Annotated in this window: 11 protein-coding genes; 6 read left to right on the forward strand and 5 right to left on the reverse strand. The window is 63.3% G+C overall.

Translation table 11 applies throughout. The features are described from left to right. Window positions 1–90 precede the first annotated feature (90 nt). Window positions 91–2,646: an AI-2E family transporter gene (locus tag ACFFUC_RS19620; protein ID WP_377688615.1), complete on the forward strand. Its 2,556-nt coding sequence runs from the start codon at window positions 91–93 to the stop codon at window positions 2,644–2,646. A gap of 34 nt (window positions 2,647–2,680) precedes the next feature. Here ACFFUC_RS19620 and ACFFUC_RS19625 read toward each other — a convergent pair whose 3' ends face one another. The 3 genes from ACFFUC_RS19625 to ACFFUC_RS19635 form a co-directional block, all read right to left on the reverse strand. After that, window positions 2,681–3,607, reverse strand: a complete 927-nt coding sequence (locus tag ACFFUC_RS19625; protein WP_377688616.1) for a LysR family transcriptional regulator — start codon at window positions 3,605–3,607, stop codon at window positions 2,681–2,683. A gap of 121 nt (window positions 3,608–3,728) precedes the next feature. Further along, window positions 3,729–5,105, reverse strand: a complete 1,377-nt coding sequence (locus ACFFUC_RS19630; RefSeq protein ID WP_377688617.1) for an MFS transporter — start codon at window positions 5,103–5,105, stop codon at window positions 3,729–3,731. Window positions 5,106–5,330: 225 nt separating this feature from the next. Then, window positions 5,331–6,542, reverse strand: a complete 1,212-nt coding sequence (locus ACFFUC_RS19635) for a M24 family metallopeptidase (RefSeq protein ID WP_377688693.1) — start codon at window positions 6,540–6,542, stop codon at window positions 5,331–5,333. Between the two features lie 673 nt (window positions 6,543–7,215). Here ACFFUC_RS19635 and ACFFUC_RS19640 point away from each other — a divergent pair. Both ACFFUC_RS19640 and ACFFUC_RS19645 read left to right on the forward strand, forming a co-directional pair. Then, complete coding sequence (locus ACFFUC_RS19640; protein WP_377688618.1) at window positions 7,216–7,512, forward strand: hypothetical protein; 297 nt, start codon at window positions 7,216–7,218, stop codon at window positions 7,510–7,512. Then, window positions 7,513–8,103, forward strand: coding sequence for a TetR/AcrR family transcriptional regulator (locus tag ACFFUC_RS19645; RefSeq protein ID WP_377688619.1), 591 nt, complete (start codon window positions 7,513–7,515; stop codon window positions 8,101–8,103). It begins immediately after the preceding gene. Window positions 8,104–8,149: 46 nt separating this feature from the next. On the opposite strand, the gene panC is transcribed toward ACFFUC_RS19645, so the two are convergent. Next, the gene (gene panC, locus ACFFUC_RS19650; RefSeq protein WP_377688620.1) at window positions 8,150–8,992 is read right to left on the reverse strand and encodes a pantoate--beta-alanine ligase; all 843 of its coding nucleotides are present in this window, start codon (window positions 8,990–8,992) and stop codon (window positions 8,150–8,152) included. Further along, entirely contained in the window at window positions 8,989–9,819 is an 831-nt protein-coding gene (gene panB, locus ACFFUC_RS19655) for a 3-methyl-2-oxobutanoate hydroxymethyltransferase (protein WP_377688621.1), read from the reverse strand. Before panB ends, panC begins: the two co-directional genes overlap by 4 nt. 403 nt (window positions 9,820–10,222) lie before the next feature. On the opposite strand from panB, the gene ACFFUC_RS19660 reads away from it, so the two are divergent. The 3 genes from ACFFUC_RS19660 to lon all read left to right on the forward strand — a co-directional run bounded on the left by ACFFUC_RS19660 (window position 10,223) and on the right by lon (window position 15,160). Then, window positions 10,223–11,605, forward strand: a complete 1,383-nt coding sequence (locus tag ACFFUC_RS19660; protein ID WP_377688622.1) for an aspartate aminotransferase family protein — start codon at window positions 10,223–10,225, stop codon at window positions 11,603–11,605. Between the two features lie 13 nt (window positions 11,606–11,618). Beyond that, the gene (locus ACFFUC_RS19665; protein WP_377688623.1) at window positions 11,619–12,386 is read left to right on the forward strand and encodes a 4'-phosphopantetheinyl transferase family protein; all 768 of its coding nucleotides are present in this window, start codon (window positions 11,619–11,621) and stop codon (window positions 12,384–12,386) included. A gap of 356 nt (window positions 12,387–12,742) precedes the next feature. Beyond that, window positions 12,743–15,160, forward strand: a complete 2,418-nt coding sequence (gene lon, locus ACFFUC_RS19670) for an endopeptidase La (protein ID WP_377688624.1) — start codon at window positions 12,743–12,745, stop codon at window positions 15,158–15,160. Window positions 15,161–15,263: the final 103 nt, after the last annotated feature.

A 15,263-nucleotide genomic window follows, 5' to 3' on the forward strand; every position in this document is an offset into this window, starting at 1 on the left:
CAGGGAACAAACACGGCTCTAGGGAATTGAGACAAAAGTGTTCACCCGACGCGGGGCCATGCGACCCGATCAGAGCAGGAAGTCATCGATATGGCGCCAAACCAGCCGCAGAACGCATCACGCGAAGAGACCGTCCTCAACGGGACAGCAGGGCCGCAGATCGTGGCCCTTTCGGAAGGCGACGGCGGCGAGATCATCCGGCTTGCGTCGTGGCTGATCGTTGCCGCGATCCTGATCGGCGGGCTTTATGTCGGGCAGGATGTGCTGATCCCGCTCGCGATCTCTTTCCTGATCAGTTTCGCGATGTCGCCTTTGGTCAACTGGCTGACGCGGCGGGGCCTGTCGCGTGTCCTCTCGGTTTGCGTGGTCATGCTCACGGTGGGCGTCTTCATCGCGGGGCTGGCGCTTTTGGTGACCTCGCAGGTGCGCACGATCTCGGCCGAGCTTCCGACCTACCAGACGACGATCCGCGCCAAGATTTCGGATCTCGCGAGCCAGATGAAAGGACCGGGCATTCTGGATGGGGCGCTCGAAACGGTCGATACCGTCCAAAAAGAGGTCGATGCGGCAGTTCACGGCCAAGGCGAGGACGCGGCCCAGAAGGTCGAGGTCGTGCCGCCGCCGGTTTCTCCTTTCCAAACGGCGCAGGAATGGCTGACGCCGGCAATGGCGCCGCTGGCGACGACCGGTATCGTTCTCGTTTTCGTTTTCCTCGTGCTGCTTGATCGCGGCGATCTGCGCGACCGGCTGATCCGGCTGATGGGCGGCAACCTCCACCGCTCGACCGATGCACTGGAAGAGGCGGGGCGGCGGATCTCGAAATATCTGCTGATGCAGATTCTCGTGAACATCATCTATGCGATCCCGATGGGGCTTGGCCTGTGGCTGATCGGGGTGCCGGGAGCGCTTTTATGGGCGACGCTTGCCGCCTTCATGCGCTTCATCCCCTATGTCGGGCCGATGCTTTCGGCGCTGTTCCCGCTCAGCCTCGCCTTTGCGGTCGATCCGGGCTGGAACATGGTGATCTGGACGCTGGTTCTGGTCGTCGGCCTCGAGGCCATCAGCGGCAATGTCATCGAGCCGATGCTTTACGGCACCAGCACCGGCCTTTCGGCCATCGCCCTGATCGCGGCGGCGACCTTTTGGACCGCGCTTTGGGGGCCGGTCGGACTGATCCTCTCGACGCCTCTGACGGTCTGCCTGCTGGTGATCGGGCGCAATCTGCGACAGCTCCAATTCCTCGAGATCCTGCTGGGATCCGAGCCGGTGCTGGATCTGCCGACGCGCATCTATCAGCGCCTGATCGCGGATGATCCCGAGGAGGCGATAGAGATCGCGAGCGAGGCGATTGCCGCAAGCTCGGTCGCGGAATTCTATAACGACACCGGCATTGCCGTGCTGCGCCGCACCAGCGAGGATTACCACCTCAACGCCGGTCCCGAGCATCGGCTTCGTGTCGCCAACGGCATGGAGACCCTGCTCGAGGAGTTGCAGGAGGACTTCCCCGCCAAAGCCGTCGAGGAGGCCGCGCGCAACGGTCGGGCAAGGATCGCCTGTATCGGCGGCAAATGGGAGATCGATGCCACGGCCTGCGTCATGCTGGGCCATGCGCTCGCGCTCGAAGGCTATCCGTCGATGTCGCATCGCGAGGGGGGGAGCCTGTCGGCGCGCGGGCTCGAGCGGCTCGATCTCGCGGGGATCGACGTCGTTTGCCTGAGCTATTTCAGCGATGATCCCGAGCAGGCCGCGCGCCGCTTTTGCCGCCGCCTGCGCCAGCGCTGGCCCCAGATCAAGATCATCCTCGCCCTGTGGAACGCGCCCGCAGCACTCTTGACCGCGCAAAAGGTCGGCGAGATGGGCGCGGACGAAGTCGTGACCTCGATCGAGGAAGCGGTCGGCCGCATCGCGCGTCTCGTCCCGCCTTTGCCGCAAGCCGCAAGCGATGCGGAGGCGAATGACGACGCCGCACCCAAGGGCAAGATCGGCGCGATCGGGCGCACCGTGGCGCAATCGCTTTCGCTGGGCGCGAAAGGCGGCGACGGACCCAAGGGGCTCTCGCCCTTTGCGCCCCAAGCCATCGCCGCGCTTGCAAGTGACGATGTGCGCGAGGAACTCGAGGCGGTGGTCAAACGTGCCGCCGATGTCTTCGACGTGAAATACGCCCTGATTGCCGCCGTCGATTCCGGTCGCGAACGTCTGATCGCGCGCAGCAGGGATCTTCCGGGCTATGACGACGATGACGAGGACAACCCCTTCATCCGCGATCCGGCGGAGGAGGGCGCGGCAGATCAGCTGCCCGACCGCAGCTTCTCGGGGCCGGTGATCGCACTTGATGGCGTCGATGTCGTGCCCGATACCGAACGCGATCCCGATTTCGCCGATCACCCCGCGCTCAAGCGCTGGCATCAGCGCCTTTACGCGGGCGCGCCGCTTCTGGACGGCGAGGGGCGCGCGCTCGGTGCCTTTTGCCTGCTCGACCCCGAGCCGCGCCAGCTCGACGAGGGCGAGCGCGAGCTGCTGGGTCAATTGGCCGAAGAGGTCGCCAAGCTGTTGATCGGCGAAGAAGCCGTCAAACGCAAAGGCAAGCGCAAGGACAAGAACGGCGAGGCCGGCACGATGATTGTGGGCCAGCAGGTTCCCGAATGACGGCTTGCTGAACGAGGGTTGCGGCGCGGTCTCCTTAGCGCGCCGCTTCGCCTTCCGAGAAAAGCGCGGCGAAGCTTTGCGCCAGCGCGCGCACCACCGGCGAATTCTTGTGCTTGGGGTGGATATAGACCCCGATCTCGGCATCCTCGAGCGCGGGCATGGCGGGATCGTCCAGCGCCGCCAGCTCTTTGGGCACGATGCGGCGCGACAGTACCGTGACGCCGAAGCCGGTGCTGACCGCGGCTTGAAGACCGGCGAGGCTGGGGCTGGTATAGACCAGCTCGTGCGCGCGGCCTGCACCATCCAGCGCCGCGATCATGCTTTGACGGTAGAGGCAGCCCTGCGGATAGCAGACGATGCGGACCGGCGCGCCATCGGCAGCCGCGCCCGCTGCGGTTTCGCCTGAATTGGTTGCCCTGTTGTCGCTCGCGGGCCAGTGATCCTCGTGTCCGCGCGCGCCGACCCAGGCCAAGGGCTCGGGCCAATGGCGGAATGCCTTGGCGCTGCCGCCTTTGGGGGTCAGGGCGACGATGAGGTCGTATTGGTCGTCCTCGAGCCCTTTGAACAGCAGATGCGAGAGATGGCAGACGACATCAAAGGTCATCTGCGGCTCTTTCTTCGCCAGCTGCGGCATCAGGCGGGGCAGGAAGTGGTCGGCGTAATCATTGGGAATGCCGAGTTTCAGCGTGCCGAGACTTTGACGCTGGTTCAGCGCGGCCAGCATCGCATCGTTTTGGGCGAGGATGCGGCGGGCGTGATCGGCGACGATGCGTCCCTGCTCGCTCAGCTCCAGACTGCTGCCGCGCGCGAAGAGCGTGACGCCGAGCAGTTCTTGCAGGCGCTTCATCTGCAGGCTCATGGCGGGTTGGGTCCGGCCGAGCTGGTCTCCGGCGCGGCGATAGCCCTTGAGGTCGATAATGGTGACAAAGCTGCGCAGCAGGTCGGTCGGAATATTGCGCATCACGGCCTTCGCTTCAAAACGGGAAGCATGGATTATTCGGCGCTTCGCGGGCAAAGGACAGCGCAAAACGACATCCCCCGCCCAAGAGGCGAGGGAGGCCGCGGATGCAGCGCGCGGCGCGTCAATCGGCCAGCGGCTTGCCCTTGGTTTCATGGCTGGCGCACATGGCAACCAGCGCGATCACGGCAATCCCCGCGAGATACCAGGCGGGCGCAAGCTTGCTGCCCGTCGCCGCGATCAGCCATGTCGCGATGAAGGGTGCGGTGCCTCCGAACATCGCATTGGCGGTATTGAAGCTGAAGGCAAAGCCGGAGTAGCGCACGCGGGTCGGGAAGATCTCGGTCAGGAAGCTCGGCAATGTGCCGTCGTTGACGGTCAGCAGAATGCCGAAGAAACACTGGATCAGGATGATCGTGCCGAGCGACGCCCCGTCCAGCATCTTGAAAAGCGGGACCGTCAGCAGGATGAAGAAAACCGAGGCGCAGATCAGCGCCGTCTTGCGTCCGAAGCGGTCCGACAAGGCCCCCATCGCGAAGATCGAGAAGATATAGACCGCAAGCGAGATGCTGACCGCGAGGAAGCTTTCCGTCTCGCCCATGCCCAGCTCGGTGATGAGATAGGTCGGCATATAGCTCAGGATCAGGTAGAAACCGACCGCATTAAGGCAGGTGACGCCGATCGCGATGATGATCTCGCGCTTGTGGTCCTTGAACATGATCTCGACGGGGAGGGCGGCTGCGTGGTTCTTGTCCTCCATCTCGCGGAATTTCGGCGTATCCTCCAGCTTGAGGCGGATATAGATGCCGATCAGTCCCAGAGGCAGCGCGAGCAGGAAGGGAATGCGCCAGCCGTAGCTGTGCATCTGCGCCGTATCGAGCAGCCAGAAAAGCCCCGCCGACATCAGCGATCCCGCCAGTAGCCCCGCCGCCGTGCTGGCCGGCACGAGGCTGGTATAAAGGCCGCGCTTGGCGGGCGGCGAATACTCCGCGATGAACGAGGCCGCGCCCGCATATTCGCCCGCCGCCGAAAAGCCCTGTATCATGCGCAGGACCAGCAAAAGGACGGGAGCGAAAATCCCGATCGTGGCATAGCCGGGCAAAAGCGCGATCAGCGTCGTCGTCCCCGACATGATCAGGATCGAGGCCGAAAGCGCCGTCCGCCGCCCGATCTTGTCGCCGATCCCGCCCCAGATGATGCCGCCGATCGGGCGGATCAGGAAAGAGATCGCGAAAAGCGCGTAGGTCGCCATCAAGGCCGCCGCCGGTGCGATATCGGGAAAAAACACCGCCGCAATCACCGTCGCGAGATAGCCGTAAGAGGCATAGTCGAACCATTCGACGAAATTGCCCAGAAAGCTTGCGGTGAGCACGCGGCGCATGGTGGCGGGGGGGACGGCATCTGTGACGTCGCCCGTTTGGGGCGCATGGGGCGAAAGATCGCCTGCGGCGGTATCGGCAGGGCGCAATTCTGCCCCGCCTATGGTCAAGGCGGTGGTCATCTCGGATCTCCTGTGGGTCGGGCGGGCCTCCGGCGGGCTGACCTGCCCGTAGGCGGTCAGGGGGATCCGATTGCGCCGCATGTCAGCCGTTCCGACTGGGGCAGCCGTTTCGACAGCGAACTTGGGCCGATTCCGCCCGCAGCCCAGAAAAGGGAGGTCGCGCTGGCCGCGGGCGGAGCCGAGAGGAATGGACCGCAGTCAAAATGCGGCGGTCCATTCGGGAGGTTATTTCACGATGTTATGCTCGGGGCCGAAGGGGAATTTCGTGATGTTTTCAGCGCCGTTTTCCTCGATCACGAGGATGTCGTGCTCGCGGTAGCCACCCGCGCCGGCCATGCCTTCGGGGATGGTCAGCATCGGCTCCATCGAGACGACCATGCCCGGCTCGAGCACGGTGTCGATATCCTCGCGCAGCTCCACGCCCGCCTCGCGGCCGTAGTAGTGCGAAAGCACGCCGAAGGAATGGCCATAACCGAAGGAGCGGTAGCCGAGCAGGTTGTAGCTCGCGTAGATCTCGTTCAGCTCGGCGGCGACCTCGCTGCATTTCGCGCCCGGAACCAGCAGTTCGAGACCGCGGCGATGGACCTCGACGTTGACCTCCCAGATTTTCAGATGGGCGTCGCTCGCGTGGTCAAGGAAGAGCGTGCGCTCGAGCGCGGTGTAATAGCCGGCGATCATCGGGAAGCAGTTGAGCGAGAGGATGTCGCCCTTTTCCAGCTTGCGCGAGGTGACGGGGTTATGCGCGCCGTCGGTATTGATGCCCGACTGGAACCAGACCCAGGTATCCATCAGCTCGGCATGGGGGAAGGTCTTGGCGATATGGCGGATCATCGCCTGTGTGCCGGCAAGGGCGATCTCGTATTCCGGAACGCCTTCCTTGATCGCGTCGCGGATCGCCGCCCCGCCCAGATCGCCTGTATGCGCGCCCGCTTTGATCAGCGCGATTTCCTCGGCGGATTTGATGGTGCGCAGCCACATCGTCTTGACGCCGATATCGACGAATTCGGCCTCGGGGAAGGCTTGCTTGAGCAGGGTCAGCGTGTCGAGATTGACGAAGTCATATTCGATGCCGATGCGCTTGGCCTTGGGCATCAGCTCCTGCAGCGCAAAGAAGAAGTTGTCGCGCCGCCAGTCGGTATAGGTGACGTTTTCGCCGAAGGTGCGGCGGAAAGGCTGGCCCGCATCGATCCCCGCAGAAACCGAGGTTGCGGCCTTGTCGGTCACGACGAAAGCATAGCGGCGCCCGAAGGAGCAGTAGAGAAAGTCGGAGAAGTAATTGATATTGTGGTAGGATGTCAGGATCGCGCCATCGAGCTGCAGCTCGTCGTTGATCTTGCGCAGACCGTCCTGACGGCGCTGCATCTCCGCCGCGCTGAAGGTCGGGGTGACCTTTTCGCCGTTGTGCATCTTTTGCAGCCGCAGCAGTTCGTTCGGCATCCCCTTGGCAAACACGTTCATCTTGGCTCCTGCGCTTGGCGCTTTTGTGACACTGATGGGGTCACGATAGGGAGCGCGGCAAAACGCGGCCAATTTATAGTTGGAATGCCCATAAGCGATGCAAATGGGGCAATTCGGAGCGTTGATTTCGGAGGGGCAATTCTGCGCCGCGCGCGGGAGGATGAAGGGGGCGGGGCAAGGCTTGTGCGAAAGGGAATACCCACCTCGCCCCGACCAGTTCATGTGCGAGAGAGCGGCTCCTTCTCCTCGCGTAACCAAAACAACCGATCCGCTTGGCCGCCCAGGATGCGACTTTTCGCGGACGCCCCCCCGCGGCCGGATCTCGGCGCTAGGGGGCGGGATCATGACCCGAAACGATCGGGTCGGGTAACAACAAGATTGTTTCCAGTCGGGCCCTGACCGCCAGTGCAAAGGGAGGAGGACAGGGGGTCTTCGCGGACACAATCACATCAACAGCTTACTCGTGACATGGTTAACAACAGACTGGTTACGCAACAAAACAAGGGCACTCGTAACACGACAGAACAGGGAACTGGTGAACACACAAAAACCAGACAACCATTTACCAACAGGTCGGCGATGGCGGACAACAGGTCCGGACCGCCGGCAGCAGACGCGAGGACTTGCCCGGGAAAGCAAAGTGCCTTGCGTCATGACCAGCCGGAGCGGCAAAGCTGCCGGCTGCGTCGCGGCCCCGAAGGGCATGGTCCAGAACGGGATCCCGAAGGCTGCGGCGCGGGGGCGCAACAAGCGTTTCGGCGGCGGATTTCCGCATTGCGAAGTTGCAGAACATCGGATGGAACAGGCGGGTGAAAGATCCTTCCGCGCTGTTTTCCTTCGGGCTCCGCATCTTGTAGACCTCGTTAATGAACGTTGTTCAGTTAAAATGCTCTGGACCTTGCGAGTCGTCAAGGGTATTTTTGAACAGTGTTTAAAAAAGAGAAATTAGATGAGCCGTCCCTCGCGACAACCCCGGGAAGAACTGCGCAAAGCCATTGTAGATACAACGAAAAACATCCTCGACACCGAGGGGGTGGAGGGGCTGACCGCGCGCGCGATCGCCCGCGAGATCGGCTATACTGCCGCCTCGATCTACAATGTGTTCGAATCAATGTCGGATATTTTGATGGAGGTGAACCGCGAGACGCTGAGCGAGCTGGACGCGATGTTCGAAGCGCTGCCCTCGGACGGAAGCCCCAAGGACCGGCTCGAGGCGATCTGTCTGTCCTATGTCAACTTCATGCGGCGCAATCCGGCGCGGTGGAGCGCGCTGTTCGGCGGCCTGCGCGAGCGGGACGCCTTTCCCGAATGGTATGTCGGCGCGATCGACCAGCTGATGAACCGCCTCGCCGCGCTTTTGACCGATCACGCGCCGGGCTTGGCTCCGGTCGCGGCCTTGCGCTCGGCAGAGCTGCTTTTCATCACCATCCACGGGCTGGTATCGCTTGATGTCGGGCGCAGGCTCGACATGTTCACGCGCCGGCCTGCCTCCGATCTGGCGCAATCTGCGCTCGAGGCGACGCTGCTCAGCTTGGGGTGACGCGCAGGACCAGAGGCGTCATGACGCAAAGGCCCGAGGCGTTGGCTCAGTCCACCGCGACATTGTCGATCAGCCGAACTTCGTCGAGGAAAGCGGCCGCGAGCAGACGGCGCGGCCGGTCGGGCCGGGCAGGGCCGAGCGTTTCGCTGTCACAGAGCTCGAAATACTCGACGGGCGCGAAACCCTGCGCCCGCAAACGGCGCTTTCCGGCCGCGAGCGTTTCCTCAACCGGCTGGCCCTTGGCAATCGCTTTGGCGGCGGCAAAGAGAATGTCCGGCAAGGCGGCGGCGCGTTCGCGTGCGGCCCCCGAGAGCCGCTGGTTGCGCGAGGATAGTGCCAGCCCGTCTTCGGCGCGGATGGAGGGGCAGGGGACGATCTCGATCGGCAGGAGCATATCCTTGGCCAATTGCCGCACGACCTGAAGCTGCTGCCAGTCCTTTTCGCCGAAAAAGGCGCGATCGGCCTGGGTCATGTTGAAAAGCAAAGTGACCACCGTGGCGACCCCGTCGAAATGTCCGGGGCGATGTGCGCCTTCAAGCGGCTCGCTGATGCCGCGCACGCTGACCACGGTGTCGTGCCCCTCGGGATAGACTTCGGCGGCATCGGGTACGAAAAGCGCATCGACATCGAGCGGGCCGAGCAGCGCCGCATCGGCGAGTTCGGTGCGGGGGTAATTCGCGAAATCCTCGGGGCTGTTGAATTGGCGCGGATTGACGAAAAGCGTCACGATCACCCGATCGCAGCCGGCCTTGGCCGCCCGTACGAGGCTGAGATGCCCCTCGTGGAGCGCGCCCATCGTCGGCACCACGCCGATGACGTCGCCCTGCTGCTTCCAGCTTTTGGTGAGGGCGCGCAATTGGGCGAGGCTGCGGATGATCGTTGCGCTCATGCTCGGGATCCTTGGGCGGAGAAACTGTGGTCGGGGTCGGGGAAGCGGCGCGCGCGGACATCGGCGGCATAGGCCGCGACGGCGGCTTCGGAATCGCGGCCGAGTTCGGCATAGCGCTTGACGAATTTCGGACGGAAGTCGGTGAAAAGGCCCAGCACATCGTCGATCACCAGCACCTGACCGTCGCAATCGGCACCCGCGCCGATGCCGATGGTGGGAATGGCGATCTCTTGCGTGATGCGCGCGCCGAGCTCGGCCGGGATCTTTTCCAGCACGACCGAAAAGGCCCCCGCCGCGGCCAGCGCCACCGCATCCGCGAGGATGCGCTCGCCGTCGTCGCCGCGTCCCTGCACCTTGTAGCCGCCAAGCGCATTGACCGCCTGCGGCGTCAGCCCGACATGGCCCATGACCGGAATGCCGCGTTCGACCAGAAAGGCCACGGTCTGCGCCATATGCCGCCCGCCTTCCAGCTTGACCGCGTGGCAGCCGGTTTCGGCCATGAGCCGCGCGGCATTGCGGAAAGCCTGCGCGGGGCTTTCCTCGTAGGAGCCGAAGGGCATGTCGACGACCATGCAGGCATGATCGAGGCCGCGCGCGACGGCCTGGCCATGCATCACCATCATCTCCATCGTCACGCCAAGCGTCGAGGGCAGGCCGTGCAAGACCATGCCCACACTGTCTCCGACCAGCACCAGATCGCAGGCCTGATCGACCTGACGCGCGACGGGTGTGGTATAGGCGGTCAGGCAGACGATCGGCACCGCGCCTTTGCGGGCGCGGATATCCTGCGGCGTCAGTCTGGCCTTGCGGTCTGGCGTGGCGCTCATCTTCTTCTCCCTTGCAGGCGACCCCAGGCGTTGCGCCCGTCGGGGAGCGGATGCGGGCGACCGGCTCGCGCGAGCGCCGCCGCATGCGGGGTAGCTTGAATTCTCCTTGCGCCCTTTAACCTTAGGCGGGCCGACAAATCCACATGAAAGGTGGAAGTAGCTTTACGGGGGGTTAACCGGCTGCGGCAGCCGGCGGAAGTCTTGCGCGGCGGCCGATCGCGGGCCGCGAGACGCCGTTGCGGCAACTCCTCTAGACATAAGTTCGCGGCCGGATGCGGGGCGGGCTTGCCTTCCGCCTGATCTCGGACATTCTGTCATCGAGAAACGCGACGACTCGCATGCCGGATGACTGGGCCGACCCCGAACCGCAGGATGCAAACCGGACGCATAACGGAGGAATGTCATGTCCAGATCGAATTCGACCGCCAATCGCGACATCGCGCATCACCTGCACCCCTATACCAATGCCGCGCGCCATGCCGAAACCGGCCCGATCGTGATCGAGCGCGGCGAGGGGATCTATGTCTTCGACGATCAGGGCAACCGCTATATCGAGGCGCTCGCAGGCCTCTGGAGCGTGGCGGTCGGCTTTGGCGAGCAACGTCTGGTCGATGCCGCGACCGCGCAGCTGGGCAAATTGCCCTTCTACCATACCTTCGCCCATAAATCGAACCTGCCCGCGATCGAACTGGCTGAAAAGCTTGCGGAAATCACGCCGGAAGGGCTCAATCACGCCTTCTTCACCAATTCGGGTTCCGAGGCCAACGACACCATCATCAAGATGGTCTGGTATTACAACAATGCGCTCGGCCGGCCGGAAAAGAAGAAATTCCTCGCCCGCAACGGCGGCTATCACGGCGTGACCGTGGCCTCGGCGAGCCTCACGGGGCTGGTCAACAACCACCGCGATTTCGATCTGCCAGCGATCCCCGTGCGCCATCTGACCTGCCCGCATTTCTACCGCTACGGCAACCCCGGCGAGACCGAGGCGCAGTTCCTCGACCGTCTCATGGCCGAGTTGGAGACGGTGATCGCCGAAGAGGGCGCCGAGACCATCGCGGCCTTCATCGGCGAGCCGATCATGTCGGCGGGGGGCGTTCTGCCGCCGCCCGAGGGCTATTGGGCCCGTGTGCAGGAGATCTGCCGCAAGCACGACATTCTGGTCGTGGCCGACGAGGTGATCACCGGTTTCGGCCGCCTCGGCACGCCGTTCGGGTCGGATTACTTCGGGATCAAGCCCGACCTCATGGCTTTGTCGAAACAGATCACCTCGTCCTACCAGCCTTTGGCTGCGGTGATGATTTCCGATCGTGTTTTCGAGGTCATCGCCAAAAACAGCGGCAAGATCGGGACCTTCGGTCATGGCTACACCGCCTCGGGCCATCCGGTCGCGACTGCGGTGGGGGTCGAGAACCTCAAGGTGATCGAGGAACGCGGGCTGGTCGAGAATGCCGCCAAAATGGGCGCGATCCTGCAGGAGCGGCTGCGCAAGCTGGCGGATCATCCGCTGGTCGGCGAGGTGCGCGGCATCGGCCTGCTGGCTGCGGTCGAGCTGGTCGCCAACAAGGAAACCCGCGAGAAGTTCCCCGAACCGGGCAAGGTCGGCGGCTATTTCTTCGCGCGCGCGCACAAACATGGCCTGATCGTGCGCAACATCCTCGACAGCCTCGCCTTCTGCCCGCCGCTGATCATCAACGAGGCGCAGATCGACGAGATGCTGCAGGCCTTCGAGGCGACGCTGAAGGATACTGCCGAATGGATCGCGGCGGGACAGCCGAGCGCCTGAGCAGGACCGGGACGTGACGAACAGCTTTTCCGAAAACGGCGGCCCGCATGTGAACGGGCCGTCCGATGATGCCGCCGAACCCTTCCGCGAGACGATCGAGGCCCTGAGCAACGCTTGTGCCGACCTCGCCATGCCTGCTGGCGGGCAGATAGCCTTTGCACCGATCCGCCCCGATTGGGAGCGGCACACGTCCGACATTCTGCCCTCCTGCCTCGGCCATGCCGCGCCCAAGCGGAAACAGGAATTCGTCGCGGGCCGCCTTGCCGCTTTGGCCGCCTTGCGGGGCGCAGGTCTGGCCGATCCCGCGGTCCCCGCCATCGGTGCCGACCGCCTGCCGGTCTGGCCCGAGGGCTGGCGCGGCAGCATCTCGCACGGGACCGAAATCGCGGTGGCGGTGGTGGTGCCGGACAAGGGGGGGAGGCAGATCCTCGGCCTCGATCTGGAGCCGGTGATGCCGCGCGATCTGGCGCAGCAACTTGCGGCCTCGCTCATGCCCGAGGCGCGGGCGGGCGGGCAGGGCATGCCCGCCGAGATCGAGATCACGCGCGTCTTTTCCGCCAAGGAGACGCTCTTCAAGGCGCTTTATCCGCAGGTCCGCGCGATCAAGGAGTTCTCGGCCGCGCGCGCGATCTGGAACGGCGACGCGCTGAGCCTTGCCCTGACCGAACCTTGGGCCGAGGCGCTGCCCGAGGGGCTCGTTTTCGCGATCGAGCAAAGGGTGGCGGCGGGTGTCGTCGTCTCGCTTTTGTCGGGCATTGCGCCGGATGCCCCTTCGACATAGCGGGGCAGGGCCGGGAACGCTATTGTGAGCGCTCTTACGGAAAGCACGAGATTCGCCGAAAACCCGCATTTCCGGCCCTTAAAGCGACAATTCCAGCCATTTTGAGGGCTGTTTCGCAGCTTTCGGCCAAGAACGGTCTGGCCCCTGCGGCGAAGAATGCTATTCTGGCTGAATGGCTTTGCCGCATGCGCCCTGCATCGGCGGGCGGGTGTGGATGACCCTTCGCGCCGGCCCCCGCAGACAGGGCGTTGGCGGGCCATTGAACGGGTACTTCTGGCTACCTATTTAAGCAGTCAGCAGGGGTCGTGCGCTGCCGCTTTTGGGGCCGCTTCCTTTGGCGAGAAAGGACTAATTGTATGAACCAATTCGCCCATAAGACCCATCCGGTCCTGCCGTTGCGGGACATCGTGGTCTTCCCGCACATGATCGTGCCGCTTTTTGTCGGGCGCGAGAAATCCGTTCGTGCCCTCGAGGCCGTGATGGAACAGGACCGCCCGATCCTTCTGGCGGCCCAGAAAGATGCCTCGGTCGACGAACCGGCGAAAGACGGCATCTACGAAACCGGCGTTTTGGCCAATGTGCTGCAGCTTCTGAAGCTTCCCGACGGGACCGTGAAGGTTCTGGTTGAGGGTCGTGAACGCGTGCGCATCACCGAATTCGTCGAGAACGAGAATTATTTCGAAGCCGCAGCCGAACCTCTGGCCGAGGTCCCGGGCGATGCCGACAGCCTCGAAGCGCTGACGCGCACCGTCGACGAGGAATTCGAGCGCTATGTCAAAGTGCGCAAGAACATCCCCGAAGAGGTGATCACCGCCGTCGGTGAAGCCCGTGAACCCGCGCGTCTGGCCGATCTGGTCAGCGGGCATCTGGGTATTGATGTGACGAAGAAACAGGATCTCCTCGAGACCCTGAACGTGGCCGAACGTCTGGAGAAGGTCTATGGCCTGATGCAGGGCGAGATGTCGGTACTTCAGGTCGAGAAGAAGATCAAGTCGCGCGTCAAGAACCAGATGGAGAAGACCCAGCGCGAATACTATCTGAACGAGCAAATGAAGGCCATTCAGAAGGAGTTGGGCGAGGGTGACGACGGCTCGAACGAACTGACCGAGCTGGAAGAGAAAATCGCCGCGACCAAATTCAGCAAGGAGGCCCGCGAAAAGGCCGATGCCGAGCTGAAAAAGCTGAAGTCGATGTCGCCGATGTCGGCGGAAGCCACGGTCTCGCGCAACTATCTCGACTGGCTGCTGAGCCTGCCGTGGGGCGTGAAGTCGCGTACCCGCAAGGATCTGGGCAAAGCCGAAGAGGTGCTGGACGCCGATCACTACGGCCTTGAAAAGGTCAAGGAACGGATCGTCGAATATCTCGCGGTGCAGAACCGTTCGACCAAGCTCAAGGGGCCGATCCTCTGCCTCGTCGGACCTCCGGGTGTGGGTAAAACCTCGCTGGGTCGTTCGGTCGCGAAAGCGACGGGTCGCGAATTCATCCGCATCTCGCTTGGCGGCGTGCGCGACGAATCCGAGATCCGCGGTCACCGTCGGACCTATATCGGCTCGATGCCCGGCAAGATCATCCAGGCGCTGAAGAAGGCGAAAACCACGAACCCGCTCATCCTGCTCGACGAAATCGACAAGATGGGGCAGGACTTCCGTGGCGACCCGGCTTCGGCAATGCTCGAGGTGCTTGATCCCGAACAGAACTCGACCTTCGTCGACCACTATCTCGAAGTGGAATACGATCTGTCGAACGTGATGTTCGTGACCACGGCCAACAGCTACAACATGCCTGGCCCGCTTCTGGACCGGATGGAGATCATCTCCCTCTCGGGCTATACCGAGGATGAAAAGCTCGAAATCGCGCGCCAGCACCTGCTCGACAAGCAAGTGAAGGCCAACGGTTTGCACAAGGGCGAATTCTCGGTGACCGACGAGGCGCTGACCCATGTCATCCGCTACTACACCCGTGAAGCCGGTGTCCGTTCGCTCGAGCGGGAAATCGCGAAACTGGCCCGCAAGGCCGTGACCGAGATCCTCAAGGGCAAGGTCAAATCCGTCGACGTGACCCCCGCGAAGGCCGAAGAATATCTCGGCGTGCGCCGGTACCGTTACGGTCTGGCCGAGCTGGATGATCAGGTCGGTGTCGTGACCGGTCTGGCCTGGACGCAAGTCGGCGGCGATCTGTTGCAGATCGAGGCTTTGCGTCTGCCCGGCAAGGGACGGATGAAGACCACCGGCAAGCTCGGTGACGTGATGAAGGAATCGATTGAAGCCGCCTCGAGCTATGTCCGCTCGATCGCGCCCGAAATCGGGGTGAAGCCGACGGAGTTCGACCGCCGCGACATCCATGTTCACGTCCCCGAAGGCGCGACGCCGAAAGACGGGCCCTCGGCCGGTCTGGCCATGGTGACCTCGATCGTGTCGGTTCTGACGCAGATCCCGGTCCGCAAGGATATCGCCATGACCGGCGAAGTGACCTTGCGCGGGAATGCTCTGGCCATCGGCGGCTTGAAAGAGAAGCTGTTGGCGGCGCTGCGCGGCGGCATCAAGACGGTGCTGATTCCGGCCGATAACGAAAAGGACCTCGTCGATATTCCGGCGAATGTGAAGGAAGGGCTGAAGATCATCCCCGTCCGTCACGTCAAAGAGGTTCTCGAACATGCTCTGGTGCGCGCGCCCGAGCCGATCGAATGGGACGAGGCCGCCGAAGAGGCAGCCGAGGCCAGCCGCCTTGCCGCGTTGCGCGGTGAAAACAATAGCGGCTCGACCATCGCCCATTAAGGCCCGAAGACAATGAAGGCGCGCAGGGGAAACCCTGCGCGTTTTCTTTTGCGCGAACCCTGCAAAAAGCCCCCGTTTCGCATCAGATTCACCCTTGCGATGC

Source organism: Paracoccus cavernae, assembly GCF_042430175.1.
In the GTDB taxonomy this organism is placed as follows: domain Bacteria; phylum Pseudomonadota; class Alphaproteobacteria; order Rhodobacterales; family Rhodobacteraceae; genus Paracoccus; species Paracoccus cavernae.

Excerpts from the sequence above, each read along its gene's own strand:
- ACFFUC_RS19620 (WP_377688615.1), top strand. The coding sequence starts at position 91 with ATGGCGCCAAACCAGCCGCAGAACGCATCACGCGAAGAGACCGTCCTC.
- ACFFUC_RS19625 (WP_377688616.1), bottom strand. The coding sequence starts at position 3,607 with ATGCGCAATATTCCGACCGACCTGCTGCGCAGCTTTGTCACCATTATC.
- ACFFUC_RS19630 (WP_377688617.1), bottom strand. The coding sequence starts at position 5,105 with ATGACCACCGCCTTGACCATAGGCGGGGCAGAATTGCGCCCTGCCGAT.
- ACFFUC_RS19635 (WP_377688693.1), bottom strand. The coding sequence starts at position 6,542 with ATGCCGAACGAACTGCTGCGGCTGCAAAAGATGCACAACGGCGAAAAG.
- ACFFUC_RS19640 (WP_377688618.1), top strand. The coding sequence starts at position 7,216 with ATGACCAGCCGGAGCGGCAAAGCTGCCGGCTGCGTCGCGGCCCCGAAG.
- ACFFUC_RS19645 (WP_377688619.1), top strand. The coding sequence starts at position 7,513 with ATGAGCCGTCCCTCGCGACAACCCCGGGAAGAACTGCGCAAAGCCATT.
- panC (WP_377688620.1), bottom strand. The coding sequence starts at position 8,992 with ATGAGCGCAACGATCATCCGCAGCCTCGCCCAATTGCGCGCCCTCACC.
- panB (WP_377688621.1), bottom strand. The coding sequence starts at position 9,819 with ATGAGCGCCACGCCAGACCGCAAGGCCAGACTGACGCCGCAGGATATC.
- ACFFUC_RS19660 (WP_377688622.1), top strand. The coding sequence starts at position 10,223 with ATGTCCAGATCGAATTCGACCGCCAATCGCGACATCGCGCATCACCTG.
- lon (WP_377688624.1), top strand. The coding sequence starts at position 12,743 with ATGAACCAATTCGCCCATAAGACCCATCCGGTCCTGCCGTTGCGGGAC.